Source organism: Sporolactobacillus spathodeae (assembly GCF_016908935.1).
GTDB lineage: Bacteria > Bacillota > Bacilli > Bacillales > Sporolactobacillaceae > Sporolactobacillus > Sporolactobacillus spathodeae.
Genome location: NZ_JAFBEV010000024.1, coordinates 16,448 through 42,569 on the forward strand (window position 1 = coordinate 16,448; position 26,122 = coordinate 42,569).

At 47.6% G+C, this 26,122-nt stretch carries 27 protein-coding genes and 1 pseudogene; all 28 read left to right on the top strand.

The window, feature by feature from the left end:
- The first annotated feature begins 11 nt into the window (after positions 1-11).
- A complete protein-coding gene (yabA, locus tag JOC27_RS11055) occupies positions 12-368 on the top strand; it encodes a DNA replication initiation control protein YabA (RefSeq protein WP_205007360.1) in 357 nt (118 codons plus the stop codon).
- Positions 369-467: 99 nt separating this feature from the next.
- On the top strand, positions 468-1,202 hold the full coding sequence (locus tag JOC27_RS11060) for a tRNA1(Val) (adenine(37)-N6)-methyltransferase (RefSeq protein ID WP_205007361.1): 735 nt from the start codon (positions 468-470) through the stop codon (positions 1,200-1,202).
- Positions 1,199-1,486: a GIY-YIG nuclease family protein gene (locus tag JOC27_RS11065; protein ID WP_205007362.1), complete on the top strand. Its 288-nt coding sequence runs from the start codon at positions 1,199-1,201 to the stop codon at positions 1,484-1,486. The genes JOC27_RS11060 and JOC27_RS11065 overlap by 4 nt, the downstream gene beginning before the upstream one ends.
- Positions 1,443-2,339 carry a 16S rRNA (cytidine(1402)-2'-O)-methyltransferase gene (rsmI, locus tag JOC27_RS11070; RefSeq protein WP_205007363.1) on the top strand — a complete coding sequence of 299 codons (897 nt, stop codon included), beginning with the start codon at positions 1,443-1,445 and terminating at the stop codon, positions 2,337-2,339. The genes JOC27_RS11065 and rsmI overlap by 44 nt, the downstream gene beginning before the upstream one ends.
- 122 nt (positions 2,340-2,461) lie before the next feature.
- On the top strand, positions 2,462-4,480 hold the full coding sequence (metG, locus tag JOC27_RS11075; protein ID WP_205007364.1) for a methionine--tRNA ligase: 2,019 nt from the start codon (positions 2,462-2,464) through the stop codon (positions 4,478-4,480).
- A gap of 116 nt (positions 4,481-4,596) precedes the next feature.
- Positions 4,597-5,373, top strand: a complete 777-nt coding sequence (locus JOC27_RS11080; protein WP_205007365.1) for a TatD family hydrolase — start codon at positions 4,597-4,599, stop codon at positions 5,371-5,373.
- 55 nt (positions 5,374-5,428) lie between these two features.
- On the top strand, positions 5,429-5,992 hold the full coding sequence (rnmV, locus tag JOC27_RS11085; RefSeq protein WP_205007366.1) for a ribonuclease M5: 564 nt from the start codon (positions 5,429-5,431) through the stop codon (positions 5,990-5,992).
- Positions 5,985-6,863 (top strand): 16S rRNA (adenine(1518)-N(6)/adenine(1519)-N(6))-dimethyltransferase RsmA, encoded by an 879-nt coding sequence (gene rsmA, locus JOC27_RS11090; RefSeq protein ID WP_205007367.1) that lies wholly within the window; start codon positions 5,985-5,987, stop codon positions 6,861-6,863. The genes rnmV and rsmA overlap by 8 nt, the downstream gene beginning before the upstream one ends.
- A gap of 292 nt (positions 6,864-7,155) precedes the next feature.
- Positions 7,156-8,034 (top strand): sporulation peptidase YabG, encoded by an 879-nt coding sequence (gene yabG / locus JOC27_RS11095; protein ID WP_205007368.1) that lies wholly within the window; start codon positions 7,156-7,158, stop codon positions 8,032-8,034.
- A 368-nt stretch (positions 8,035-8,402) separates the two neighbouring features.
- Positions 8,403-8,657, top strand: coding sequence for a Veg family protein (locus JOC27_RS11100; RefSeq protein ID WP_205007369.1), 255 nt, complete (start codon positions 8,403-8,405; stop codon positions 8,655-8,657).
- A gap of 210 nt (positions 8,658-8,867) precedes the next feature.
- A complete protein-coding gene (locus tag JOC27_RS11105) occupies positions 8,868-9,053 on the top strand; it encodes a small, acid-soluble spore protein, alpha/beta type (protein WP_205007370.1) in 186 nt (61 codons plus the stop codon).
- 166 nt (positions 9,054-9,219) lie between these two features.
- Complete coding sequence (gene ispE / locus JOC27_RS11110) at positions 9,220-10,098, top strand: 4-(cytidine 5'-diphospho)-2-C-methyl-D-erythritol kinase (RefSeq protein WP_205007371.1); 879 nt, start codon at positions 9,220-9,222, stop codon at positions 10,096-10,098.
- 43 nt (positions 10,099-10,141) lie between these two features.
- Complete coding sequence (purR, locus tag JOC27_RS11115; protein ID WP_205007372.1) at positions 10,142-10,981, top strand: pur operon repressor; 840 nt, start codon at positions 10,142-10,144, stop codon at positions 10,979-10,981.
- Between the two features lie 342 nt (positions 10,982-11,323).
- A complete protein-coding gene (gene spoVG / locus JOC27_RS11120; protein ID WP_205007373.1) occupies positions 11,324-11,614 on the top strand; it encodes a septation regulator SpoVG in 291 nt (96 codons plus the stop codon).
- Positions 11,615-11,971: 357 nt separating this feature from the next.
- The gene (gene glmU, locus JOC27_RS11125; protein ID WP_205007374.1) at positions 11,972-13,351 is read left to right on the top strand and encodes a bifunctional UDP-N-acetylglucosamine diphosphorylase/glucosamine-1-phosphate N-acetyltransferase GlmU; all 1,380 of its coding nucleotides are present in this window, start codon (positions 11,972-11,974) and stop codon (positions 13,349-13,351) included.
- An 18-nt stretch (positions 13,352-13,369) separates the two neighbouring features.
- Positions 13,370-14,320: a ribose-phosphate diphosphokinase gene (locus JOC27_RS11130; protein WP_205007375.1), complete on the top strand. Its 951-nt coding sequence runs from the start codon at positions 13,370-13,372 to the stop codon at positions 14,318-14,320.
- Positions 14,321-14,587: 267 nt separating this feature from the next.
- Positions 14,588-15,202, top strand: a complete 615-nt coding sequence (locus JOC27_RS11135; protein ID WP_205007376.1) for a 50S ribosomal protein L25 — start codon at positions 14,588-14,590, stop codon at positions 15,200-15,202.
- A 266-nt stretch (positions 15,203-15,468) separates the two neighbouring features.
- Positions 15,469-16,038, top strand: a complete 570-nt coding sequence (gene pth, locus JOC27_RS11140; protein ID WP_205007377.1) for an aminoacyl-tRNA hydrolase — start codon at positions 15,469-15,471, stop codon at positions 16,036-16,038.
- A gap of 153 nt (positions 16,039-16,191) precedes the next feature.
- On the top strand, positions 16,192-19,737 hold the full coding sequence (gene mfd, locus JOC27_RS11145) for a transcription-repair coupling factor (RefSeq protein WP_205007378.1): 3,546 nt from the start codon (positions 16,192-16,194) through the stop codon (positions 19,735-19,737).
- A gap of 157 nt (positions 19,738-19,894) precedes the next feature.
- The gene (gene spoVT / locus JOC27_RS11150) at positions 19,895-20,431 is read left to right on the top strand and encodes a stage V sporulation protein T (RefSeq protein ID WP_205007379.1); all 537 of its coding nucleotides are present in this window, start codon (positions 19,895-19,897) and stop codon (positions 20,429-20,431) included.
- Between the two features lie 193 nt (positions 20,432-20,624).
- Entirely contained in the window at positions 20,625-22,217 is a 1,593-nt protein-coding gene (locus tag JOC27_RS11155; protein ID WP_338062805.1) for a putative polysaccharide biosynthesis protein, read from the top strand.
- Positions 22,218-22,357: 140 nt separating this feature from the next.
- Positions 22,358-22,633, top strand: coding sequence for an HU family DNA-binding protein (locus JOC27_RS11160; RefSeq protein ID WP_205007381.1), 276 nt, complete (start codon positions 22,358-22,360; stop codon positions 22,631-22,633).
- Positions 22,630-22,902, top strand: coding sequence for an RNA-binding S4 domain-containing protein (locus JOC27_RS11165; RefSeq protein ID WP_205007382.1), 273 nt, complete (start codon positions 22,630-22,632; stop codon positions 22,900-22,902). Before JOC27_RS11160 ends, JOC27_RS11165 begins: the two co-directional genes overlap by 4 nt.
- Before the next feature lie 68 nt (positions 22,903-22,970).
- Complete coding sequence (yabP, locus tag JOC27_RS11170) at positions 22,971-23,279, top strand: sporulation protein YabP (protein ID WP_205007383.1); 309 nt, start codon at positions 22,971-22,973, stop codon at positions 23,277-23,279.
- Complete coding sequence (gene yabQ, locus JOC27_RS11175) at positions 23,276-23,899, top strand: spore cortex biosynthesis protein YabQ (protein ID WP_205007384.1); 624 nt, start codon at positions 23,276-23,278, stop codon at positions 23,897-23,899. Before yabP ends, yabQ begins: the two co-directional genes overlap by 4 nt.
- Complete coding sequence (locus JOC27_RS11180) at positions 23,892-24,266, top strand: FtsB family cell division protein (RefSeq protein WP_239530270.1); 375 nt, start codon at positions 23,892-23,894, stop codon at positions 24,264-24,266. The genes yabQ and JOC27_RS11180 overlap by 8 nt, the downstream gene beginning before the upstream one ends.
- A 67-nt stretch (positions 24,267-24,333) precedes the next feature.
- The gene (locus JOC27_RS11185; protein ID WP_205007386.1) at positions 24,334-24,753 is read left to right on the top strand and encodes a S1 domain-containing RNA-binding protein; all 420 of its coding nucleotides are present in this window, start codon (positions 24,334-24,336) and stop codon (positions 24,751-24,753) included.
- 187 nt (positions 24,754-24,940) lie between these two features.
- A pseudogene (locus JOC27_RS11190) lies at positions 24,941-25,940 on the top strand (IS30 family transposase).
- Positions 25,941-26,122 lie beyond the last annotated feature (182 nt).

The window sequence follows — 26,122 nt, forward strand, 5'->3', positions numbered from 1 at the left end:
GGTGGATGACCTTGGAGAAGAAAGATATTTTCTCTCAAGTCAATCATTTGGAAGAACAGCTAGGTCAAATTTATGTCGCATTCGGCCAGATGAAAGCGCAGTTGGCTCATGTTTTGGAAGAAAATCAAAATCTGACGCTTGAAAATGATAATTTGAGGAAGCGTCTGGAGAGCGAACAAGATGCTGGAAATCCGCCCAAGAGCAGGCGAGCCTCAGCAGCGAAACCTGCGCAACGCGATATCGGCGAGGGCTATGACAACTTGGCCAGACTCTACAAAGAAGGGTTCCACATTTGCAATCTTCACTACGGCAGTGTGCGTAAAGATGGCGACTGTCTTTTTTGCCTGTCGTTTCTAAACAAGAAATAATTAATAATGAACAAGGAAGAAAACTTGGCTCGCCGCATCGGCGGGCTTTTGTCTACAGATGAGGGACGCTTAAGGGGTCTGTGAAAGGAGGAGACGCGTATGTCGCTTCAGAGCAACGCGCATGAGCGGATTGATTTTATACCGCGGACGGATCTGAAAATTGTACAGTCCGACTTGCTTTTTCCATTTTCAATTGATTCTGTGCTTCTGGCGCACTTTGCCTATGTACCGATCCAGCGAGGATTGTTAGCTGATCTGTGCACAGGCAATGGCATTATTCCGCTGCTCCTTTCTCAGCGCAGTAAAGCGGCGATTGTCGGTGTTGAGCTGCAACAGGAGGTGGCTCGTCTGGCTGAGCGGGGTATCCAAATCAACCGGTTGGAAGAGCGGATAGACATCTATTGCGGCGATGCGAAAACACTTCCGGAGCACATTGGTCGTCATCAATGCGATGTTGTGACGTGCAACCCGCCTTATTTCAGCCGCGAGGCTGCCCGAGATGTGAAAATGAATCCGCATTTGGCGATTGCCCGTCACGAATTGATGATTAACCTTGAGGATGTGGTCCAAACGGCAGCACTCTTGCTCCGGCAAAATGGCAAACTGGCGCTCGTGCACCGACCGCAGCGGCTTGCAGAGATTCTTGCTGTCATGAGCCGCGAGCGTATTGAACCGAAACGGCTGCAATTCGTTCACCCACGACCGGGAAAAGCGGCGAATATGGTACTGGTTGAAGGGGCAAAGGACGGAAAACCCGGACTCAATGTTCTGCCACCCATTTTTGTCCATGAAGCAGACGGCTCGTATGCCGATGAGGTATGGAGCGGCTCATGAAATCATTCAGTGTCTACATTCTGGAATGCGCCGATGGCAGCTATTATACCGGTTATGCCGCGGATGTCGAGGCGCGATTTGCCCGCCATGTGCGTGGAAAGGGAGCTAAATACACGCGCAGCCATCGTCCGCTGCGTATTGTTTACAAGGAAACATTGGAAGATAAATCAGCAGCGATGCATCGCGAATGGCTGATCAAACAGATGACGCGCAAGCAGAAAGAACAATTGATTCAAGGGGATGATCGCAATCTGGGAACAGAAAAGCTTTCAGGGAACGAATGAGAAAGGAATGCTGTATCTTGTGCCGACGCCGATCGGCAACCTGGACGATATCACCTTTCGTGCGCTGAATGTATTGAAGGAAGCAGATATTCTCGCTGCTGAAGACACCCGGCACACGATGAAGCTGTGCACACATTTTGATATTCACGCGCCGCTTTGGAGCTATCACGAACACAATAAGAAAACGAGCGGCGAGAAACTGATTGCTGCGCTAGAAGCGGGGCAAACTGTAGCCTTGGTCACAGATGCGGGTACACCGGGGATTTCTGATCCCGGCGCTGATCTTGTCACAGCCTGTGTCACCCAACGGATTCCTGTCGTGCCGCTACCGGGCGCCAATGCGGCGATTACGGCTTTCATTGCCTCAGGCCTGCCGACCGATCACTTCCTCTTTTACGGCTTTTTGCCACGGACAAAGAAAGAGCAGACCGAAGTCCTGCAGGGGCTGAGCCGATTCACATGCTGTCTTATCTTCTATGAGTCGCCGTTCCGGATTAAGGAGACGCTCGGAAGAATTGCTGCGGTTTTGGGCAACCGACGTGTGGCGCTGGCTCGCGAATTGACCAAACGGTACGAAACGTTCCTGCGCGGCACGGCAGAGGAAGTGTTGCAGTTCTTATCGAGCACAGACTTGATCAAAGGGGAATTCTGTCTTGTTGTTGCCGGCGCGGCAAAGGAATTGGCTGATCAAGAGTCTGACTGGTGGCAACCACTTAGTATTGCAGAGCATGTTGACCATTATGTGGCGAGTGGTTCGATGCCGGTTAAGGAAGCGATCAAGCAGGTCGCCCTGGACCGCAAGCAAACGAAACGGGAAATTTACGCGGTTTATCACGGGCTAGATCAGGCTTAGACAGTAGGATCATCGGGCTTTTTACGCGCAGCGCTTTCTTGACATTGGGTGCGGCGAAACGTATAGTTTTTTAGAGAAGAATGGCTCGGAATGAGGCAATTAAGGAGGCTGCTAGAAGGCTTATGACGGAAGACAGGAAATCATTTTATTTAACGACACCTATCTATTATCCAAGCGGGCGCTTGCACATCGGGCACGCCTATACGACGGTTGCTGGCGATGCAATGTGCCGCTATAAACGACTGCGTGGTTATGATGTCATGTTCTTGACCGGAACGGATGAACATGGTCAGAAAATCGAGGAAAAAGCAAAGGCAAAAGGAATTGCTCCGATTGCTTATGTCGATGATATGGTTGCCCAGATTAAACAACTCTGGGATAAACTAGATATTTCATATGACGATTTCATTCGGACGACACAGGAACGCCACACAAAAGTGGTTCAGAAAATTTTCAAGCGTCTGCTGGATCAGGGCGATATTTATCTGGGCGAGTACGAAGGCTGGTACAGCATTCCAGATGAAACGTATTATACCGAATCGCAAATTGTTGACATCGAAAAGGATGCCAGCGGCAAGGTGATTGGCGGCAAGAGTCCGGACAGCGGTCACCCTGTTGAGAAAGTCAAAGAAGAATGTTATTTCTTTAAAATGAGCAAATATGCCGACAGGCTATTAAAATATTATGAAGAACATCCCGATTTTATTCAGCCCGAAACACGTAAAAATGAGATGATTAATAATTTCATCAAGCCAGGGCTTGAGGATTTGGCTGTATCACGTACTTCGTTTACCTGGGGCATTAAGGTGCCAGGCAATCCAAAGCATGTGGTCTACGTCTGGCTGGACGCTTTAACCAACTATATTACGGCACTTGGCTACGGATCGGAAAATGAGGAGAAATTCGAGCAATTCTGGCCTGCCGACGTTCATTTGGTCGGTAAGGAAATTGTGCGTTTCCATACGATCTACTGGCCAATCATGCTGATGGCCCTTGATCTGCCGTTACCGAAAAAAGTATTCGGCCATGGCTGGCTATTGATGAAAGACGGCAAAATGTCGAAATCCAAAGGGAATGTTGTTGATCCGGAGACGTTAATCGATCGATACGGTCTTGATGCCTTGCGTTACTACCTGCTTCGCGAAGTGCCGTTTGGCGCTGACGGCTTATTCACACCTGAAGCTTTCATTGAGCGGATTAACTTCGACCTAGCGAATGATTTGGGTAACTTGCTGAACCGAACCGTAGCGATGATTCAGCAATATCGCGAAGGCCACGTGCCCGCTTACGCCGGCACGGTGACAGCCTATGATCAAGGTCTGGAAGCAGCCCTTTCCGAAACGCGCACGACGGTTGAACAGCAAATGGAAAACTTGCAGTTCTCTGTCGCACTGTCCGCCATTTGGAAATTGGTTGGTCAGGCGAATAAATACATTGATGATACGCAGCCATGGGTTCTGGCGAAAGACCCGCAACAGGCAGCTGCTCTTGAGTCCGTACTGGCGCATCTTGCGGATACGCTCCGCTCGGTAGCGATCATGATCCAGCCGTTCTTTACCTCTACACCAGCGAAGATATTCCGTCAGCTTGGTGTTGTGGAAACATCTGATCAGGCATGGGATTCCATTGGCTACCCGAAGACAAACACAGGCAAATGGACAGTACACAAAGAGGCACCGATCTTCCCGCGATTGGATATTAAAGAGGAAGTGGCTTATATTCAATTGCAGATGCGCGGCGGTGCGGCGGAAACGAAACCGAATGGCAATAAAGAGACAAAGTCGAAGGCAAAACCGAAAACAGCCGTACAGGCACCGGAAGAAATCGGTATTGACAGCTTCCAGAAAATCGATCTACGTGTCGGTGAAATTCTGCAGGTCGACAAAGTCAAAGGTGCGGATAAACTGCTGAAGATCCAAGTTGATCTTGGGTATGAAAAAAGGCAGATCGTTTCGGGTATCGCTGAATTTTATAAACCCGAAGAGTTGGTTGGCATGAAGATTATCGTGATCGCTAATCTAAAACCAGCGAAGTTGCGCGGCGAAATTTCCCAAGGGATGCTACTTGCTGGCGACGCGGACGGCAAATTGAAATTAGCAACAGTATCTGGGCCGTTGCCAAATGGTACAAAGATTCGTTAAAACAGATAGAAAAATGAACAATTTCAGGCGGGAAGAGATGTGCTGCAGGCGTGCGGCGCAAAGCTTCCCGTTTTTTGCGAAATCGATTGCCATAATAAAAACGTGGGGGGGTTTTGATGCTCTTTGATTCGCATACCCATATAAATGACGAGGCTTTTGACGAAGACTTCAGCCAGGTGTTAGACCGAGCGAAACAAGCGGGTGTCGGCAAGATGCTCGTGATCGGTGTGGATCGTTCGTCAATGGAAAAGGTTTTCCCAATCATTGATCGCGAGCCAAATATTTATGGCGCAATTGGTTGGAATCCCGAAGATGCAGTCGATATGACTGAGGAAGATTTTGCATGGATTCAATCCAATTTGTCGCATTCGAAAATCGTTGCCCTTGGTGAAATCGGCCTTGACTACCATTGGGATAAATCACCGAAGTCGGTGCAGCACGACGTTTTCCGCAGACAAATTCGCCTAGCGAAGCAAGCCGGTCTGCCGTTGATCATTCATAATCGCGAGGCAACAGCTGATACCGAGCGCATGCTCCGCGAAGAAGGGGCGGCAGAAATAGGTGGTGTGATGCACTGCTATAGCGATACGGCGGAATGGGCAGAGAAATTTATTGACTTGAATTTTTATATCAGCTTTGGCGGCCCTGTCACTTTTAAAAATGCTCGAATACAGCAGGAAGCAGCCGCCGCGGTTCCGATCGAGCGACTGTTGATTGAAACCGATTGCCCTTTTCTTAGTCCGCAGCCTTATCGGGGCAAACGCAACGAACCGGCACGTGTCCGACTTGTTGCAGAGAAAATTGCGGAATTGAGGGGCGTGTCGCCTGATTTGATTGAGCAGGCGACGACAGAGAATGCGATTCGTCTCTTTCATATAAATAGTTATGTTTAAATTTAATGTAGTTTTTCTGACCAAATAAGTACAGAGTAATGATAGGGGAAGAGAAATGATTGTAAAAGAAATCATTGTTGTTGAGGGTAAGAGTGATACGGAGGCAATCCGCCGGGCACTGCCTGCGGAGACCATTGAAACCAATGGTTCACGTGTCAGCCGACGGACGATTGAGATGATCCGCCATGCTCAGGCGAAACGCGGGGTGATTATTTTTACTGATCCCGATTATCCGGGCGAGCGGATTCGTAAAATTGTCAGCCGCGAGGTTCCTGGCTGCAAGCATGCGTTCATCACGAGACACGAAGGAAAAGGCGGCGATCATGAAAGTCTCGGCATTGAGCATGCATCGCCGGAAGCGATCCTGAGTGCGTTGTCCAAAGTTTACTCGGAAATTGCTGATCCGGAGGAGCGGATCAGCATACAGATGCTGCGGGATTTCGGCCTTCTCGGTGGCGCGGATGCGCGGTGGCGTCGTGAACGGATCGGTGAGGTACTGAAGATTGGTTATACGAACGGCAAGCAGCTGTATAAACGGCTACGGATGTTCCAGGTCTCTGCGGATGACTTGGAACGAGCCATGGCAGATATTCTCCAAAGGGGGAAGTCCAATGGATAAACGGATCGCATCACCCAAGCAGACACAGGAAATAATCCGTGCTCATCGTTTTACTTTAAAGAAAAGTCTAGGGCAGAATTTCCTGGTCGATGCCAATATATTGAATAATATTGTTCAGGCTGCGGCCATTGACGCGGAAAGTTTTGTCTTGGAAATTGGTCCAGGGGCGGGTGCACTGACTCAAATTCTTGCCGCTCACGCGAAAAAAGTTGTGGCGATTGAAATCGATCGCCGACTTGAACCGATTTTGTCAGAGACGCTGCAGGAATTCAATAACGTGTCCCTTCACTTTGGAGATGTGTTGAAAATTGATCTGGATGCGATTCTTCGGAAAGAGTTCCCGCCAGATGCCCCAGTCATCGTTGTGGCTAATCTACCGTACTACGTTACCACGCCAATTTTAATGAAATTGCTTATGCCGAATATGCCGTTCTGTCGAATCGTTGTGATGATTCAAAAGGAAGTGGCGGCGCGTCTTGAGGCACATCCAGGTGAAAAAAGCTACGGATCGCTGTCGATTGCTGTTCAGTACTTGGCGGATGCATCGATCGTCTTGACTGTGCCGAAAACAGTATTCATGCCGCAACCGAATGTCGATTCAGCAGTTATTCGTCTCGACGTCCGAAAAGACAAGAAGGTTGCGGTTGCTGACGAAGCCTTTTTCTTCCGGCTTGTTCGCGCGAGTTTTGCGCAAAGACGCAAAACATTGCTGAATAACTTAATGAATAACCTTTTCTCAAAAAATGAAAAGGATGCGATTCAGGCTGTTCTTGAGGAACAAGGCGTTGATCCTGGTCGCCGGGGCGAAACTTTGACCATTGAGGAATATGCACGGCTGAGCGATGCCCTGCAATACCTAGACAAAAAATAAAGCCTTTTTAAACTTGCTAAAAAAGAAATGAAATAAAACTTTCCAAGCGTCCAACTGTCGCAGGAAAGTTTTTTTATGCATTCAGAAGGCATCAGACTCCTTTGACGAATAATGCAGCACAGGCATTCTGGCGCCCGGATCGCATGTGTTGCACAAAAGACTTGGCTAAGCCAGATTTATCGCCTACGTTAAGAATTTTTTCATATTTGATACGCGATGATCATAGCTTGGTAAGGATGGCTTTGATTTCGGATTTGCGATCAGCTGCCTTCGGAAAGAGAGGATATGGGCGATGGCATTTCAACCGGGCGACCTCGTTTCTCGAAAATCGTATAAGTGTGATTTACCTTTCAGGATCACGTCAATTAACGCAGAGAGCGGGACGGCTGAATTAGCTGGTCATGATTTGCGTCTCTATGCTGATGCACCACTGGATGATCTGGTTCTTGTAACAATTGATGAAAGGGAACAATTTGAACAGAACATACACAGTAAAGAAGCACAGTCACTCAAACTCTTTAGACAAGACTATAAACAAATGCAAATGAAGCACCAATATCGGGCGACAAACGGTTATCGATCCACCGTCTCCTATTTTGAAATGCCAGGACGTGTTCTGCATATTGACGGCGATCCGTATTATCTGAAAAAATGTCTGGCGGTTTATGAGAAATTGAGTGTACCCGTTATCGGCAAATATATGAACGAATCGGAGATGCCTGAGCGCGTGCCCAAACTGATTGCGCAGGTGCGACCGGATATTCTCGTCCTAACCGGACACGACGCTTTTATGAAAAGCAAGGGATCGATAGAGGATTTAAAAGCATATCGTCATTCCGGTCACTTTGTTCGGACGGTCAAGGAAGTACGTTATCACTGGCCGAGTCTCGATCAACTCAATATTTTTGCGGGGGCCTGTCAGTCAAACTTTGAGATGCTGATACGCGCGGGCGCTAATTTCGCCAGTTCGCCAGGGCGCGTGAATATTCACGCCCTCGATCCGGTATACCTTGTCTCGAAAATCAGTTTCAGTTCATTTATGGAGAGCGTCAATGTATGGGAAGTGCTGCGTAACACGTTGTCTGGCGCGAATGGACTCGGTGGTGTTGAAAGCCGGGGGATGATGCGGACCGGCATGCCTTTTCCTACTGAGGACAATCAGGGAGATTGAAGAATTCTGTGAAATTCAGATTTTTTTCTCAAAGGATAAGAATGGGTAGGATTTTGCGGCTCTTACGCCTTGCGAGAAAAGTGAGTCCCCGCGGATTTAAGCTTGTTTGAGGAGAGTTAGTGCGTCCTGGCAAACGCGCACTGAAGCGTAATTGTTGAAAAATGGATTTGGGTGTGAAGCTAGGTGTTTCTTACAGTTGTTTGAATTTTACTGGCGAAAATAGCGCATGCTAAGGGCAGATAATAAAATGGGCAAAAAAAAACAGTAAAATGATTGACAGTATGACCTATTTGCTGTTAGAATTTAAAATATTTGCTTTTTGACGTCCATTGTGTTAAACTTATAATTAAGCGAGGTGGATTGTCGAGATGGGAAAAACCATTGAAGATATCAAAGGCGTTTTGGATGAACGCGTTGGCAAGCGCTTGACGCTCAAAGCCAATGGGGGCCGGCGCAAAACAATTCAGCGCATTGGTATTCTGGAGGGAACTTATCCGGCAGTATTTATCGTTCGGCTGGATAAAGATTCAAATGCTTTTGAACGGGTGTCTTACAGCTATACGGATGTTTTGACAGACTCGGTAGAACTCACCTTTTTAGAGGAAATGGCAAGCGGCCAGTAATTAGAGGCAGCTCTGTTTCTTGATTGATGAATAGAGATAATAAGGATTAGCTGCTGCGCGCACACCTCCCCTCTAGGCAGGGCCAGGCGTGTGCGTTTATGCTGTTTGAAATCCCTTTCATTGTATTCAGTTTATCATAAATCATGCATAGATGAAAGCCTTTAAACAAATGATAAACAGGCTCGACCATTTAAAGGAGGATCGCCAATCATGTCCAGACGCAAAGGTATCATGTCCGAATCGTTTAAAATTGAACTTGCAAAAGAGCTTGGTTTTTATGATACGGTAAAGCAAGAAGGCTGGGGCGGTATCCGCGCACGGGATGCTGGAAACATGGTTCGGCAAGCCATTCGAATAGCTGAGAAGCAGCTGGCTGACTCTGGGAAAAATCAATGATTGAGCGTAAGAGGGGGACTTTGCCGGAAAATGGCAATGTCCTCTTTTTCTTTATGCTTTTTTTCGATACTATTAGGGATAGCGTTGTCTTTTTAAAACATGCGGATAAAGTCGGATAGATGATTCGATCCTGAAAACAAAGTTGTTATAAAAGTGGGGGAGAACGGTGAAAGTACTTGAGAAAGCACCCGCAAAAATAAATTTATCGCTGGACGTGCTTGGACTGCGTCCGGATGGCTACCATGAAGTACGGATGGTGATGACGACGATCGATCTTTCGGATCGTGTTGAATGTGAGTCCATTCCGCAAGATATTATCTTGCTCCATGCCTCGGAAAGTTATATTCCTGAGGATGGGCGTAATTTTGCCTATCAAGCGGCCGACTTAATCAGGGAAAAATACGGGATAAAAGAAGGCGTACGCATTTTTATTCAGAAAAAAATCCCAGTTGCTGCAGGACTTGCCGGAGGCAGCAGTGACGCAGCGGCAACAATCCGGGCCCTTAATCGGCTCTGGTCGTTGGAGATGACCAATGAAGACATGCAGGAAATTGCAGTGCAAATCGGATCGGATGTCGCGTTCTGTTTGCACGGTGGAACGGCGTTAGCGACTGGAAGGGGTGAGATCATCGATCCACTGCCGGATTTGCCGCCGTGCTGGGTGGTGCTTGTGAAACCGGATGTGTCGGTCTCGACTGCGCAGGTTTACCGAGACTGGGACGATCAAGAAGCCGTACATCCGAACGTTAATGCGATGATCTCTGCCGTACAAAATCATGATTTTCAGGAAATATGTCGCCAGCTTGGCAATACGCTTGAGCCGGTGACGGTGAAAAAAGTTGCTGATATCGCTCGCATTAAAGAACATATGCGCCAAATCGGAGCTGAAGGTATTTTGATGAGCGGCAGTGGACCGACTGTTTTTGGGCTGACACAGAAAGAATCAAGGATGCAGCGATTGTTTAATGGAATGAAGGGTTATTGCCGCGAAGTTCATGCGGTCCGTCTGAGCAAATCCTTGGACCACTTGTCCAAATACGAATAATGGTGTAAAATTACTTTAAAATATTCGGATTTGGAGGGTTATCATGAAACTCAGGCGTAGCAGCAGACTGGTTGATATGACCAGATACTTGCTGCAGCATCCCCACCAAATTGTCCCGCTTTCCCATTTTTCCGAACGTTATGAATCTGCTAAATCCTCGATTAGTGAAGATCTTGCCATCATAAAGGAAAACTTTGAGACGCTAGGCGCGGGCAAGTTACAGACGCTGGCAGGAGCGGCGGGGGGTGTTTGCTTTGTCCCTTACATGGCGACGAATGAAGCGGAACAGATGCTTCAGATACTTCGTGAGAAAATGACGGAACCGGAGCGTATTCTGCCGGGCGGCTATCTCTATATGACAGATATTCTGGGGAAACCCGATTACGTCAACGCCATCGGCCGGTTGATTGCATCGGTTTATGCGGATCGTCAAATTGATGCGATTATGACGATGGAGACTAAGGGGATTCCGATTGCTTATGCTGTAGCCACGCAGTTTAGCGCGCCGGTCGTCATTGTCAGGCGTAGTAGTAAGGTCACAGAAGGATCGACGGTTAGCATAAACTATATTTCTGGTTCTTCCAAAAGAATTCAAACGATGGTGTTGCCGAGAAGAAGCCTGAAAGAGAATGCCCGCGTGTTGATTGTTGATGATTTTATGAAGGCCGGAGGCACGATGAAGGGCATGATGAACTTGACCAAGGAATTCGGGGCCTCTGTAGTCGGCATGGCTGTTTTTGTTGAGAAGAAAGAGGAACAATCGAAGCTGGTCAGCGATTACACCTCTCTACTTAAACTAACGATTCTCGAACAAGAGGAGCAGCTGGTTATTGATCCGGGAAATGCTGTTTCCTCACTCGCAGAATGTTCCTTGAATATTTGATGGTTATTCCTGACGCGTCTGAAAAGCCAACTCTTTCGGCTTTCCAGACGTCTTTTTTTAGCGATAAGAAAACATAAGGATTTTTGCCCAAAAATGCTGCGAGGTGCGCTGGCGCCTTACGGGAACAGCGTGCCAGGAGCAGCCAAAGTTTAGTTGTTCAAAAGGACTTGGCTAAGCCAAGTTTTTCTTAAATTCTAGAATGTATAAAGCTTTGTGCAAAAAACGGACCGAAGTCGGTCGGCAATTTTCACTATATTCTATTTTTTGCAGGAGTTTTCTTCTTTGTGTTGAATTCTTTCTCATAATGATTTCGATAAATCACGAGAAGGATGGTGCTCCCTAGTGGAAATTACTGACGTAAGGATGCGGATTGTTCATACGGACGGTCGGATGAGAGCGATCGCATCAATAACCATGGATCAAGAGTTTGTAGTTCATGACATCCGCGTTATAGACGGAAATAACGGTATTTTTGTCGCTATGCCTAGCAAGCGGACCTCGGATGGTGAATTTCGTGATATTGCGCATCCGATTACTTCAGGGACAAGGGAAAAAATCCAAGATGCTGTTCTTCGTGAATATCGGTTGGCGCTTTCGGAGGGAACTTCCTATCAGCAGGCGGGTGCTTCTTAACGGAGCAATCGTGGTTGAGTAAAAAAACGAACACAGATGCTGATTTTAACTTTGGGAGAAGTAGAATGTGTCTAGTGGGGATATGCGCTTGGTCTTGCGCATTTTCTAAGCGATATCGGATAATCGGGAAGCGAGAGTGGACAGAAAAATATTAAAAATATTCTATCGGTTAGGCGCACAGGCAAATCCTTTGCGCCTTCTTGAAATTGGGAATTAATTAGGCTATAGTCAAGTAAGGACGCTATTTTTTCTATTAAAATAAATGGATGGAGCTGTGAGGAGGGAATATCCTCGGCTCTCGATCCTTGTTTTGCTGCTTGGTGTAACCAAGCGCGCCTTTGCGGATGGAGGTTAGTCATGTCAACCCGATATGCAATCATTCTGGCTGCTGGTCAAGGCACCCGAATGAAATCAAAGCTGTATAAAGTTTTGCATCCGGTATGCGGCAAGCCGATGCTGCGGCATGTCTTGGATCAGATCGGCAAGATCGATTTTACAAAGAAAATGGTGATTGTCGGTCATGGCTCAGAGTCTGTAAAAGCATGTGTTGAGACGGATGCGGTTTGCATTTTTCAAAAAGAACAGCTTGGTACGGCGCATGCTGTGCTTCAGGCGCGCGGCGAACTCGCTGGATTAGCTGGGACAACAGTTGTCCTGTGCGGTGACACACCGCTCGTACGCGCGGAGACAATCAAGAAGCTGATTGATTTCCAGGAAAAGGAACATGCTGCTGCTGCTGTTCTGACCGCGCATGCCGGCGATCCAGCCGGTTATGGCCGGATTGTCAGAGACGCTTCCGGGAATTTGTCGCGAATTGTCGAGGATAAGGATGCTTCGGAAGTTGAGAAAGCGATTGATGAAATCAATACAGGTATTTACAGCTTCGATAATCAGCTGCTATTTCAGTTTCTTGAACAGGTCGGCAACGCGAATGCTCAGGGGGAGTATTATCTTCCCGACGTGCTTGCATTGCTGATTCAGGCCGATGAAAAAGTCGTTGCCTGTACGACGCAACATTTTGAAGAAACGGCGGGTGTCAATGACCGCGCCCAGCTTGCCGCGGCGGAAAAGACCATGCGGCAGCGGATTAATCATGAACACATGATGCGCGGAGTGACGCTTACGGATCCGGATCACACTTATATTGATGCAGACTGTCTGATTGGCCAGGATACCGTCATTCAGCCTGGGACAATCATTTCTGGAAAAACCGAAATAGGCGCAGGTTGTCTGATTGGTCCGAATGCGCGGCTTTCGAACTGCCAGATTGGTAACGAAAGTATTGTGGAACAATCAGTCATAGAGGATAGTGAAATTGGTCATGCGGTGCAAATTGGGCCGTTTGCCCATATCCGTCCAGAATCAATCATTCACGATCAGGCAAAAATTGGTAACTTTGTTGAAGTCAAAAAGTCGGAGATAGGCGCAGGCAGTAAGGCGTCGCATCTCACTTACCTCGGCGATGCCGTGCTTGGCTGCGACGTGAATATGGGTTGCGGAACCATCACGGTAAACTACGATGGTAAGAATAAGTATCAGACGCATATCGGAGACGGAGCATTCATCGGCTGCAATGCCAATCTCGTGGCTCCCGTGTCGATTGGGAAGGGCGCATTTGTGGCTGCCGGCTCGACGATTACCGAGTCTGTGAATGACGATGCGCTGGCAATTGCCCGATCACGGCAAACGAATAAAGAGAAGTACGCACAGAAACTGAATTACAGGGTAAACCAATAACTGGAGGGAACCTCAAGAATGGTCAGCTATTTAGATCCGAATTTGAAAGTATTCAGCCTGAATTCCAACCCCGACCTTGCCAAGCAAATCGCCGAACATATCGGTATTCAACTTGGCAAATGTATTGTTTCATCGTTCAGCGATGGTGAAATTCAAATCAGTATTGAAGAAAGTATCCGTGGCAGCGAAGTTTATGTGATCCAGTCTACTTCGGATCCGGTTAATCAGCATCTGATGGAATTGCTGATTATGATTGACGCGCTGAAGCGGGCATCCGCGAAAACAATTAATGTCGTGATGCCGTATTATGGCTATGCACGCCAGGATCGCAAAGCACGCGCCCGTGAACCGATTACAGCCAAGCTTGTGGCTAATCTGTTGGAAACAGCTGGGGCCACGCGTATTCTGTCGCTTGATCTTCACGCGCCGCAGATTCAGGGCTTCTATGATATTCCGGTTGACCAGCTCCTGGGTGTTCCGACTTTGGCTGAATATTTTCTCAGCAAGCAAATGGAGGATGTCGTTGTCGTATCGCCGGATCACGGCGGTGTTACGCGCGCGCGTAAAATGGCGGAACGGCTAAACGCGCCAATCGCGATTATTGATAAACGCCGCCCACGTCCGAATGTAGCTGAGGTCATGAATATTATCGGCGATATTCAGGGGAAAACGGCAATTATTATTGACGATATCATTGATACAGCTGGCACAATTTCGCTGGCGGCGAACGCGTTGGTTGAGCGCGGTGCCAAAAAGGTGTATGCTTGCTGTACACATCCAGTGCTCTCAGGGCCTGCGATTGAACGTATCCAGAAGTCCGCGATCAGCGAACTTGTTGTGACCAATACGATCACGCTTCCCGAAGAGAAAAAAATTGATAAAATCGTGCAGCTATCGGTTGCTCCGCTGATTGGTGAAGCAATCATTCGCATTCACGAAAAACTTTCTGTCAGCCGGCTCTTTAATTAACCGGGACATCTTCCCGGCAGATGTAAAGCAGCGGGACGTACGGCTATAACTCTTGGATCTGTCCCTTTTGAGGGCAGGTGTTCCTTGAGAACTGCAACAGGCTCCCAAGAAATTTTGTGTACTCTACTCACAAACATCAGTTTTTATAACAATTGCCGCATCGCTCCAAGCCACAGAACCGGATTGGCTGGTAACTTTGTGATTCTTTCCCGGATAATCTGGGAATAATGATAAAAACTTTTTTGTTAGTGAAAGGACGTGCAAGATATGGCGCTATTAGCGGCAGCTGTTCGTGACAGTTCGAAAAAATCTGTAACACACGCATTAAGAAAAGAAGGTAAGGTTCCTTCGGTCGTTTATGGAAAGACCGTAGGCAATCAGTCAATAGTCGTCAACGCAGGCGAGGTCAGCAAATTGCTGCACAGCGAGGGTCGCAATGCGGTCATTTCTCTGGATATTGAAGGCAAGAAGAGTTATACAGTGATGGCTCATGAAATGCAGTATGATCCTATCAAAGGCAGCATCCAGCATATTGACTTCCTTGAGATCAATCTTCATGAAAAAATAGATGCGGTCGTGCCTGTTGAACTTGACAATACTGAAGCTTTTGAGGGCAGCGATGCTGTGCTGAATCACACGATCTCAGAATTAACGGTTCGCGCATTGCCGAATGATCTGCCTTCAGCAATTCATGTTGATGTGTCCAAGCTTTCTGTCGGCGACAGCATTCGTATCAGTGATGTAAATCCAGATGCCGATTATACGATTATAGGTGACCCGGAAGACGTCATTGTTTCGCTTTCCCATGGTGAAGCAGATGAAGCGGCCGAAGAGACAACCGCTGATACTACTGCTGAAGCACAAGAGACACCTGCGGAATAATTGATTGTTTCCTGCATAAAATGAAACCGGGCGTAACATTGCGTTACGTCCTTTTTCATAATATAAGAAAGTAAATGATTTTGTGCATTAAATGGAGCTCAGCGCCTTGCGGGACAAGTGAGGCCCCGCAGGTTACTTGCCTGTTTGAGTAGGCTCACGTCCGGCCTGCGGCAAGCGAGCAGCCGAAGCGTATTTTTGCAAAAAAAAAAAGACTTGACTTAACCAACTCCAATTTGCGTGTGCAGTACCGAGGGTGAGAATAAGCAGTGAAAATGATTGCTGGCCTGGGGAACCCAGGGCGAGAATATGCCGGCACGCGACACAACATCGGTTTTGATGTGATTGATCGGCTGGCAAATAAATATGGAATCGAAATCAATAAGAGTAAATTTAACGGCCTGTTTGGAAAAGGAACGGTTAATGGCGAACCGGTCATTCTAGTGAAACCGCTGACTTATATGAATTTATCCGGGGAAGCTGTGGCTCCGCTGCTCCGCTTTTTTCAAATTGAGAGCAGCGATTTGCTGATCATTCAGGACGATATGGATCTTCCAGTCGGGAGAATCCGGATTCGCGCGAAAGGAAGCTCCGGCGGCCATAATGGACTAAAGTCGCTGATTCGCCATTTGCATTCTGAAGAATTTGCCCGAATTAAGGTCGGCATCGGTCATCCACCGAGAGATCAGCAGGCTGTCATTAGCCACGTGCTTCATGGGTTTACAAGAGAAGAGCAGCCGGCAATTGATGATGCACTGGACCGAGCCGCTTCTGCTGCTGTGGACTGGTTGGTTGAACCCTTTGTGAAAGTGATGAATACGTATAATGCAAATAAATAATCGTGTTGCCCGAAATGCAAAAAAATCGGAGCGATTCATCACCGGAGCATGGCAGGGATTCTTCTTTGCCCCGTCTGTTGAAACGCCTGTACAAACACTTGCTTTGGCCGAAAGCCAAGGCGTTTTTCGGGTTGAAGGCGAGGGTGGATACTGATGCGGGGTCTTGGCATTTATTTCAAGCAAAAGCTAGCAGAATTTGAGGCAGTTCGAGACGGCTTTGAAAACGGCATGAAGCAACAGCTTATTTCAGGGTTATCCGGAAGTGCCAAATCGCTACTGATCGCCGCGTTTTATCACGACAACTCGAGCAGATCCTTAATTGCGGTCGCGCATAATTTGTTCCAGGGACAGAAGATGTACAATGATCTGCAAGGGTTGATTGATTCAGAGGAATTGTTGCTGTATCCGACAAACGACATGATCGCCTCTGACCTTGCAGTCTCCAGTCCAGAACTTCTTGCGCAACGAATTCACGTTCTTAATCGTCTTGCAGAAGGCAAAAGGTGTTTGATCGTGGTTCCAATTGCCGGTTTGAAACGATTGATGGCACCATTTTATTTGTGGAAGGCCAGTCTGATGCGTTTTAAGTCAGGGGAAACGCTTGACTTGGCGGAAATCGCGAGCAAATTGAGCGCGATCGGCTATGAGCGTGAACCGATGATTACGAGTCCCGGGCAATACAGTATTCGCGGCGGCATCCTCGATATTTTTCCTTTGACTGAACGGCATCCGCTGCGCATTGAATTATTTGACGATGAAGTCGACTCGATTCGTTTTTTTGACAGCGAATCACAGCGCTCGATAGAGACGTTGACAGAAAGTCCGATTATCGGACCCGCTCGTGAATTATTGCTTTATGACGAACAATACGTACAGGGTAGCGAGCAAGTCGAGCAGAAGCTTTCTCTGACGCTGTCGCGCATGAAAAATGAACAAGTGAAGCAGCTGCTTCATGAACAGATTGGTGCAGAGGTCGAATCGCTTCGTCAGAAACAAACATTTGAAGGTATTGGAAAATACAGCGCCTTGCTTTATAATAGGCCAGCCACGCTGACCGATTATTCGCCTGAAAACGCTTTAATCATTATGGATGAAATCAGCCGCATTCAGGAAATGAGTGATCAGCTTGATCACGAAGAAGCGGAGTGGCAACTTGATCAGCTGCAACGCGGGCGGATCGTCGCTGATTCACCGCTGATGCGGGACGGATCCGAATGGGTGGAACAGCTCAGGCAGCCGGTGTTGCTGCTCTCGCTTTTTCTGCGTTATCACGGGCATTTCCAGCCGCAGAATGTTGTCACGCTCAGCAGTCGATCGATGGAGAACTTTCATGGTCAGATTAATCTGCTGAAGACAGAGACGGATCGCTGGCTGAAGAGCGATTATGCGCTTGTCTTCTTGGCTTCCGACAGCGATCGAGCCGAACGGATGGAACAAGTTCTTCAGGATTACCAAATTGACGCTGCGCTTGTCGATTCGGATTGTTTGCCAACACCAGGAAAGATTCATATTATGCAGGGCATTTTGGGCAGTGGCTTTGAAATACCGCTGCGAAAACTGGCGGTGATTACCGAACAGGAAGTGTTCACCAGTAAACTGGCGAAAAAGGCGCATAAAGGTAAGCGGCTCTCGAACGCCGAGCGCTTGCGCAATTACAATGAACTTTCCATAGGTGATTACGTGGTCCATGTTGATCACGGTATTGGACGTTATGCCGGGGTTGAGACACTGGAAGTCAATGGTATCCATAAAGATTATTTGAAGTTAATTTATAAAGGCAATGATAAGCTCTATGTGCCTGTGGAGCATATTGATCAGGTTCAAAAATACGTCAGTGCTGAAGGAAAAGAGCCGAAAATCTATTCGCTTGGCGGTTCGGAATGGAAAAAGGTCAAGAGCAGAGCACGCTCGTCGATTCAGAATATTGCTGATGATTTGATCAAGCTCTATGCCAAGCGGGAGGCAAGCCGCGGTCACGCTTTTTCGTCAGATGGGCCAGAACAGCACGACTTTGAAACAGCATTTCCCTATCAGGAAACCGTTGATCAGCTGCAGGCGATCGAAGAAATCAAAAAAGATATGGAGAGCGAACGGCCAATGGACCGGCTGCTCTGCGGCGATGTCGGTTATGGAAAAACAGAAGTCGCGTTGCGTGCGGCATTTAAAGCAATCGCTGGCGGCAAACAAGTGGCTTTTCTCGTGCCAACCACAATTCTCGCACAGCAGCACTTTGAAACAGCACGGGAACGCTTTGAGGATTTCCCAGTTTCAATCGGTGTATTAAGCCGTTTTCGTTCACGCAAAGAAAAGCTTGAGACGCTGCGCGGACTTAAGGATGGAACGATTGACTTAATTATTGGCACCCATCGCTTACTGTCCAAAGATGTCGTTTTCAAAGACCTCGGTTTGCTCGTTGTTGATGAAGAACAGCGTTTCGGTGTGACGCATAAGGAGAAGATTAAGCAGCTGAAAGCCAATGTTGATGTGCTGACACTGACGGCGACACCGATTCCGCGGACACTGCACATGTCAATGCTCGGTGTGCGTGACCTATCTGTCATTGAAACACCGCCGGAAAATCGTTTTCCGGTGCAAACCTATGTGACTGAATACAGCGGCTCGCTAATTCGCGAAGCGATTGAACGGGAATTGGCACGAGGCGGACAGGTCTATTTTCTCTATAATCGAGTGGAAACGATTCAGCATATGGCGGAAGTCATCTCTCAATTGGTGCCTGACGCGACGGTTACCGTTGCGCATGGGCAGATGAAAGAGACCGAGCTGGAATCGGCGATGATTGACTTTCTCGATGGAACAAGCGATGTGCTCGTCAGCACGACGATTATTGAAACTGGAGTTGATATCCCGAATGTCAATACACTGATTGTCTATGATGCGGATCGGATGGGGCTTTCGCAATTGTACCAATTGCGTGGGCGTGTCGGGCGTTCAAGTCGCGTTGCCTATGCCTATTTCACGTATCAGCGCGACAAGGTGATGAATGAAGTTGCCGAGAAACGGCTGCAGGCGATTAAAGAATTTACAGAGCTGGGTTCTGGATTCAAGATAGCGATGCGCGATTTATCCATTCGCGGCGCCGGTAATCTGCTTGGTGCGGAGCAGCATGGGTTTATCGACTCGGTCGGCTTCGATCTCTATTCGCAAATGCTCCGAGATGCGGTGGCTGAGCGCAAAGGGTCAGCGGATACGGCACACACTGCTGTTCGGGCGACATTGGCTATCGAAACGGACGCGTACATTCCGGATACCTACATTGAGGATTCGATTCAGAAAATCGACATGTATAAACGTTTTAAAGCAGCCGATTCAATCAGCTACTTGGAGGAACTTCAAGACGAGATGATTGACCGTTTTGGCGATTATCCGGTTGAGGTTGCTGATTTATTCAAGGTGGCTGCCATCCGTGTGTTAGCTGATAAATTGATGATTGAGGAAATAAAAGAAAAAGCGTCCGAGCTTCTGATTGTGTTCTCTGAAATGGGCTGGAAGCATATTGACCGCCAAGCTCTGTTTCAATATGTCAGCACGATGGGCCCGGGCATTGGCGTTGGATCAGACGGCGCAAGAATGAAATTGTCGCTGAAACGTGGACCATTAGGGAGCAAACGGCTTGATCACATTCTTGATCTGTTGAAGAAAGTGGAGCCGATGCAGATCCAAGAACAAACGGCCGGTTAATTTTGGCGGGGCATGCATAGCTTGGACGGGTGGGCAGATACTAATTGCAAGGAATTAACATAAAGAGCAAGCGTTCATCAGGCGATTACAACGGAGGGCTTCCCTCCTTAGACAAGCAGGTGAACGACCTCTATGATGAAAGAGAGGACTTCCTTGTATGAAAGCTACTGGTATTGTCCGCCGAATTGATGATCTCGGGCGGGTTGTTATTCCTAAAGAAATACGCCGCACACTGCGTATTCGCGAAGGTGATCCGTTAGAAATATTTGTTGATCATGATGGTGAAGTGATTCTAAAAAAATATTCACCAATGAGCGAACTTGGTGATTTTGCCAAGGAATATGCAGAGTCACTTGCGGAAAATTCAGGAAAACTGGCGCTGATTAGTGATCGTGATACAGTCATTGCTGTCGCCGGAGGATCAAAAAAAGATTATATTGATAAAAGAATCTTGTCTGTCCCGGAAAAAGCAATGGAACTGAGACAGACCATTTTAGAGAAAGAGCACGGTGAACCATTAACAGAAGGGACAAATGAACTGACGGGTTCGTTTGTTGTTGCTCCGATTGTTGCTGGCGGCGATCCAATTGGTACAATTATGCTGATTGATAAAGATAAAAACCCGCTTAGTGAAGTTGAACGTAAGCTCGCCGAAACAGCAGCAGGTTTCCTTGGCAGACAAATGGAACATTGATAGACGATATGTGTTTGTGGGAGAGAGGCATTTTGTCTCTCTCCTTTTCATTTTCTCAGGCATCGCGGCCCGAGCGGCTCATCAACTATAAGACATAGCGATAGTAAACATTCTTTTTTTGCCGACATAAGGAAAAATGGCTTGTGGTGTATGGTATAATCCACATGAGAATTTGGGCCAAAGGTGGAGAAACGTGCATCAACTAAGAATAGAAAGCGGCAGAATTTGGAGAGGGGCATTTATTCTGACCGTTGCTGCGTTGTTTGTTAAAATTCTGAGTGCTGTTTACCGTATGCCCTACCAGAATTTTGCAGGGGATGTTGGCTTCTATGTATACCAACAGGTTTATCCGTTTTACGCGCTTGCAGTCGCACTTGGCGGAACCGGTTTTCCCATTGTCATTTCGAAATATATTGCTGAATCTGGGCGTAATAAGGGAATAGGAGAAGAAGCGACTGTCCGCCGCCATGCGCGAATTGCTTTATTTTTTCTTTGTGGCTTAATTTTTGTCGTGCTTGTTCTTGGAGCCGAACCGCTGACCGAAGTCATGGGCGACCAGCATCTCGCACCGCTGCTCCGCACGGCGGCATGGGTTTATCTATTCGTGCCGTTCAGCGCGGTTTTACGCGGCGGCTTTCAAGGGAAAGATGAAAACATGGTGCCGACGGCGGTTAGTCAGATTGGTGAGCAGGTTGTTCGTGTGTCACTGATCATTGGTTCGTCATGGTTCCTTTTTCTGCACCATGGCGGTGCCTATCAATTTGGTGAAGCGGCCATCACTGGTTCGGCGATTGCGCCAGCTGCGTCGCTGCTTATCCTCATCCTGTTTATTCGAAAGGGGACCAATCGAGATGTTCAGGAAGTACCAGTGAATCGTTCGATCAACTGGCGCCTGATCGGTAGTCTGCTGCTTGGCGGCAGCGTGTTCTCCATTCTTGCCTTGCCGCTTGTTCTGTTTCAGCTTGTCGACTCGCTGTCGGTTATTCGGCTGTTGCATCATGCGCAGATTGCGGAGCCAAGACAGGCAAAAGGAATTTATGATCGCGCCTACCTCCTGACACAATTTGGAATGATTGCGGCGGCGTCGCTCACAGCATCCATTGTACCGGGCCTTGCGAAGCTTGCCGCTAGACGGAAAGTTCAGGAAATCAGGCGCCAAGCGACGCTCGCGCTCAAAATAAGCCTTGCTTTCGGACTCGCAGCCGCGTGCGGTCTTGCGGCAATCAGCGGTCCGGTCAATATTATGCTATTCCGCAATGATCGCGGCGCAGTGACTTTTGCAATCATTGCGTTTACATTGCTCACCTTGTCTGTAATTCTAACGACGTCAGGTATGTTTGAGGCTGCCGGGCACCCCGTGCTGCCTTTTCTGTTTCTTTGCTTGGGTGCTGCAGTGAAATTGATTTTGAATATTTGTCTGATTCCGCATTTTTCAATAGCCGGGGCAGCGCTTGCGACGTGTCTTGCCACGCTGCTGACTGCCGGATTAAATAGTTTTGCACTTTTGCGAATGCGTCTAATCAACCGTATTCCAACCGCTGCGTTATTGAAACTTGCTGCTGCGTCGGGTGTGATGCTGACGGCTGTCTATTTATTCGGACGCTCGCACCTTCCATTTGGTGGATCTTCTCGATTGGCGGAGACTGCAACCGCATTGGTGGGTGCGGCCGGTGGTGCTGTTCTATTCATTGCGCTACTAATTCTGCTGCGTTACTTTACACCCAATGATATTGCTCGGCTTCCTTTGACGGGCAAGCTTGGCATGCGGCGGCCATCTGATCTGTAATAATCAAGAATGTGAACCACCAATTGGTTTATGATAAAATGAGAAAGAAAATGGAATCAGTTTTTTGTGAGGGCTCTATAAAATATGCCTGAATCGGTGCACGATTAGCATAAACAAGTCCATCAGGAGGGTTTTCTATAATGAATAAAAATGAACTCGTTCAGAAAGTTGCAGAAAAAACAGGAATGTCGCGAAAAGATACGGAGTTTGTTGTCAACGAGGCTTTTGATACGATCATTGAAACGTTGCACAGAAATGAGAAAGTACAAATCGTTGGCTTCGGTACGTTTGAGGTTAGGCAGCGGGCTGAACGTATCGGACGTAACCCACAGACTGGAGAAACGATTACCATTCCTTCAACCTATGTACCCGGTTTCCGTGCCGGCAATAAATTTAAGGATGCTGTGAAAAAATGAGACTGGATAAATTTCTAAAGGTATCACGATTGATTAAACGGCGAACGGTTGCCAAGGAACTTGCCGATCAAGGCAGAGTTTCGATAAATGGTCAGCCGGGGAAAGCAAGTGCTACGGTTAGCGTCGGTGATCAATTAACGCTGCACTTCGGTCAGAAACAGACAACCGTTCGAATCATCCAGCTGAAGGAAACGGTAAAAAAAGAAGAAGCAGAATCACTTTATGAGATCGTCAGTGAAAAAGCGGCAGATAAAGATAAAGAAATGTAAAGTGGGTTGCTGAACTGTTCTAATAGGGACAACTCCCTCATAACTTATGAATTGAGGGGGGACGTCCAATGAACCAACATTATCCAACGCAGGCTTCAAGCAAAGACAAGCCCGTGCAGAATCACGATATCATTGTTAGAAACCGTAAAACGATCGAGATTACTGGCGTCAAGCATGTCGAGAGTTTTGACCATGAAGAATTTCTAATGGAGACGGTCATGGGCTATCTCGCGGTTAAAGGCGCGTCACTTAAAATGCAGAATCTTAATGTAGAGCAGGGCATGGTTGCCATCGAGGGAAAAATATTCGAAATTAGTTACCTGGACGAACCAGGCGGAGAACCATCAAAGGGTTTCTTCGGTAAATTATTTCGATGACGCTTCGTGAACAATTTCTTTCGCTGATGGTCATGCTGCTGATGGGGTTATGGGTTGGCGCCTCTTATTCCGTGTATGGACGTTTTCTCCACCCCGGGAAAAAGAGACGCTGGATTCTTTTGTTCACCGACCCTCTTTTCTGGATCCTGCAGGCACTGATCTTATTCGCCTTCTTATTGCCGATCAATGAGGGACGGCTGCGCTTTTATATGTTTCTCGGAGCCATTCTTGGCTTTTCTTTTTATAAAGCTTTGCTTGAGCACCCTTTTTTGTTTCTTTTTGACAAATTAAGCAGTCTGATTGTCCGAATCAGTCGTTTTTTTGCAAAAACTGTCTATCAATTAATCATTTATCCTATCTTTTTTCTATTGATGCTTGTCTATAGATTGTGTAGAATGACAGTAAGCGCTTTGCTTCGGATTCTACTATTCCTGCTTTTGTTCCCGCTGAAGTTGCTTCGCGGTATCCTGAGACTGATTCTGCCGGAAAAATGGCTGATCGGGTTTAAAAACAAGGTTATCCGTGTGCATCAGCAGATTCTAAAGGTAGGCAAATTTCTATCCGGGTGGCGGAAAAAGATCAGGAGTTTGTTTCCTGGGGGAGGCAGCGATGATGGTTGACGGCGGACGTATTGCACAGCTGCAAAACGAATATCTTCAATCCCAACAAATCGCTGAACAAAGACGGCAGCATAGACGAAAAGGATTGATTCACCGCTTGATGGCTTTTGCCATTCTCTTCATGCTCGTTTGTTCGGTCATGGTTGGCTCTCTCATTTCTCAGGCGGGCAAGTATCACCGTATTGAGGGACAAAAGCAGACGCTTGAGAAAAAGGTTAATGCTTCTGTAGCTCAAGCCGAACAACTGAAGAAGCGGATTAAACTCCTTCACAACAAGCAATATATCGGCGAAATTGCAAGGCATGACTATCTCCTGTCCAAAAAAGGTGAGATTATTTTTTCCAAACCTGAAAATGGCGGGAATTGACAGGCTCTTTTTTCGCTATGTATAATATAATAAGTAGAGATACCATACTAGGAGGAAGCTTTTTTTTATGTCAATTGAAGCAGGCAGCAAGCTGAAGGGTAAAGTGTCAGGCATTACGAACTTCGGAGCCTTCATTGATTTGCCCGATGGAAAAACGGGTTTGGTTCATATCAGTGAGGTTGCGGATCGGTACGTCAAAGATATTCACGAGGTTCTGTCAATTGGTGATGAAGTCACAGTAAAGGTATTGCAGGTGGCACCAGACGGAAAGATCGGTCTGTCGATCCGCAAAGCTGTCGATAAGCCGAAACCAGCGCCAAGAAGTCCGCGTAGCGGCGCAAATGGTGGCGGCGGTAAGCGTTTTACGCGCACGCAAACTTTCGAGGACAAAATTTCCCGTTATCTCAAGGACAGCGAAGATAGACTTTCAACAATCAAACGCCAGACGGAATCCAAACGTGGCGGCAGAGGCGCGCGTAGGGGCTGAACCGTCGTTATCGGCTATAACCATATATATCAGGCATAAGAAAAGCATCCGGCGAAAAAATCGGATGCTTTTTTAATCGGCTTGAATTTACACTTTAAGTGCAACACCTAGAAAATAATAGGACCCATTGCTGAACCTTCCCTGTACAATAGGATTTGCGGAAACTATTGAAAACAGGTGAACAGCAATGAGTCACTATCACCATCTTAATCCATTTGAACGGGAAAGCATACTGAGAAATGTCACATTGGGCAAGTCTATACGCGCAATAGCGACCCTGCTGGGACGCTCCCCAGCCACCATCAGCCGTGAACTGAAACGCAATCCACAGCAGGATGGCACGTACTCTTCGGTTCATGCCGAAGAAAACTACCATGCCCGGCGTACAGGCTGTCACCGCCAGCCCTTACTCGCCAATGCGGCGCTTCGTGATCAGGTACAATGGTTGATTCTTGATCACCAATGGTCGCCTGAGCAAATTGACCAGCGGATGAAATACGATCAGAGTCCTTGGAAAATCAGCTATACCACCATTTATCGTGGCATTGAGCGGCATCTGCTCGATATACCGGATCGCCAACCGAGCCAGCGGGGGCTCGCACGTCACCTGCGTCATCGCGGGAAAGCCCGGCACGCCAAGGGTTATGAAGAACGTCGGGGAAAAATCGATTTTCACCTGCCCCTTGACCAGCGTCCAACGGACGCTCAGGAACGCCGAACCGTTGGCCATTGGGAGGCAGACACAGTTATCGGAAAACTCGGTTCCGAATGTCTGGTGACACTTGTTGATCGAAAAACCCGATTTTTAATGGCTGCCAAAGCAACCCGTAAAACCGCGCAGTGTGTGACCGAAAAGTTGATTGGACTTCTTGACGCCTTGCCTGATTGCCAGCGTCAGAGTGTCACACCGGATCGGGGAAAAGAATTCGCCTGGTACGCCCGTATCACTGAAAAACTAGGCGTTCCCTTTTATTTTTCCTGCCCCACACGCGCCTTGGCAACGCGGCAGCAATGAAAATACAAACGGCCTACTGCGCGAATATTTTCCAAAGGGGCATGATCTGACGCAGGATTCCGATGCCGCTGTCCAACAAACTGTGGATGAACTGAATCACCGTCCACGCAAATGTCTGGGATGGCAAACGCCTTTTGAGGCCTTTTATCATCAGGTGTTGCACTTGACTTGACAATTCAAGGGTATAGAAACATTCATGACCGGCTTGTGAAGGCGGAACACTGATCAATATGCCGCGGCAAGCGAGCAGCCGAAGCGTAATTGATGAAAAAGGACTTGGCTTAGCCAAGTTTTTCTTAGAGAGATAAGAAAATATAAGGATTTTTGCACAAAAATGCAGCGAAGGCGCGAGAC

What these genes read in the sequence shown, in the direction of transcription:
- rsmA (WP_205007367.1), top strand. Translation starts at nt 5,985, where the DNA reads ATGGATAAACGGATCGCATCACCCAAGCAGACACAGGAAATAATCCGT.
- yabP (WP_205007383.1), top strand. Translation starts at nt 22,971, where the DNA reads ATGAACCAACATTATCCAACGCAGGCTTCAAGCAAAGACAAGCCCGTG.
- yabQ (WP_205007384.1), top strand. Translation starts at nt 23,276, where the DNA reads ATGACGCTTCGTGAACAATTTCTTTCGCTGATGGTCATGCTGCTGATG.
- JOC27_RS11165 (WP_205007382.1), top strand. Translation starts at nt 22,630, where the DNA reads ATGAGACTGGATAAATTTCTAAAGGTATCACGATTGATTAAACGGCGA.
- JOC27_RS11185 (WP_205007386.1), top strand. Translation starts at nt 24,334, where the DNA reads ATGTCAATTGAAGCAGGCAGCAAGCTGAAGGGTAAAGTGTCAGGCATT.
- yabG (WP_205007368.1), top strand. Translation starts at nt 7,156, where the DNA reads ATGGCATTTCAACCGGGCGACCTCGTTTCTCGAAAATCGTATAAGTGT.
- JOC27_RS11060 (WP_205007361.1), top strand. Translation starts at nt 468, where the DNA reads ATGTCGCTTCAGAGCAACGCGCATGAGCGGATTGATTTTATACCGCGG.
- JOC27_RS11130 (WP_205007375.1), top strand. Translation starts at nt 13,370, where the DNA reads ATGGTCAGCTATTTAGATCCGAATTTGAAAGTATTCAGCCTGAATTCC.
- mfd (WP_205007378.1), top strand. Translation starts at nt 16,192, where the DNA reads ATGCGGGGTCTTGGCATTTATTTCAAGCAAAAGCTAGCAGAATTTGAG.
- rnmV (WP_205007366.1), top strand. Translation starts at nt 5,429, where the DNA reads ATGATTGTAAAAGAAATCATTGTTGTTGAGGGTAAGAGTGATACGGAG.
- JOC27_RS11160 (WP_205007381.1), top strand. Translation starts at nt 22,358, where the DNA reads ATGAATAAAAATGAACTCGTTCAGAAAGTTGCAGAAAAAACAGGAATG.
- rsmI (WP_205007363.1), top strand. Translation starts at nt 1,443, where the DNA reads ATGATCGCAATCTGGGAACAGAAAAGCTTTCAGGGAACGAATGAGAAA.
- purR (WP_205007372.1), top strand. Translation starts at nt 10,142, where the DNA reads ATGAAACTCAGGCGTAGCAGCAGACTGGTTGATATGACCAGATACTTG.
- metG (WP_205007364.1), top strand. Translation starts at nt 2,462, where the DNA reads ATGACGGAAGACAGGAAATCATTTTATTTAACGACACCTATCTATTAT.
- JOC27_RS11065 (WP_205007362.1), top strand. Translation starts at nt 1,199, where the DNA reads ATGAAATCATTCAGTGTCTACATTCTGGAATGCGCCGATGGCAGCTAT.
- JOC27_RS11180 (WP_239530270.1), top strand. Translation starts at nt 23,892, where the DNA reads ATGGTTGACGGCGGACGTATTGCACAGCTGCAAAACGAATATCTTCAA.
- JOC27_RS11080 (WP_205007365.1), top strand. Translation starts at nt 4,597, where the DNA reads ATGCTCTTTGATTCGCATACCCATATAAATGACGAGGCTTTTGACGAA.
- glmU (WP_205007374.1), top strand. Translation starts at nt 11,972, where the DNA reads ATGTCAACCCGATATGCAATCATTCTGGCTGCTGGTCAAGGCACCCGA.
- JOC27_RS11100 (WP_205007369.1), top strand. Translation starts at nt 8,403, where the DNA reads ATGGGAAAAACCATTGAAGATATCAAAGGCGTTTTGGATGAACGCGTT.
- JOC27_RS11135 (WP_205007376.1), top strand. Translation starts at nt 14,588, where the DNA reads ATGGCGCTATTAGCGGCAGCTGTTCGTGACAGTTCGAAAAAATCTGTA.
- JOC27_RS11105 (WP_205007370.1), top strand. Translation starts at nt 8,868, where the DNA reads ATGTCCAGACGCAAAGGTATCATGTCCGAATCGTTTAAAATTGAACTT.
- spoVT (WP_205007379.1), top strand. Translation starts at nt 19,895, where the DNA reads ATGAAAGCTACTGGTATTGTCCGCCGAATTGATGATCTCGGGCGGGTT.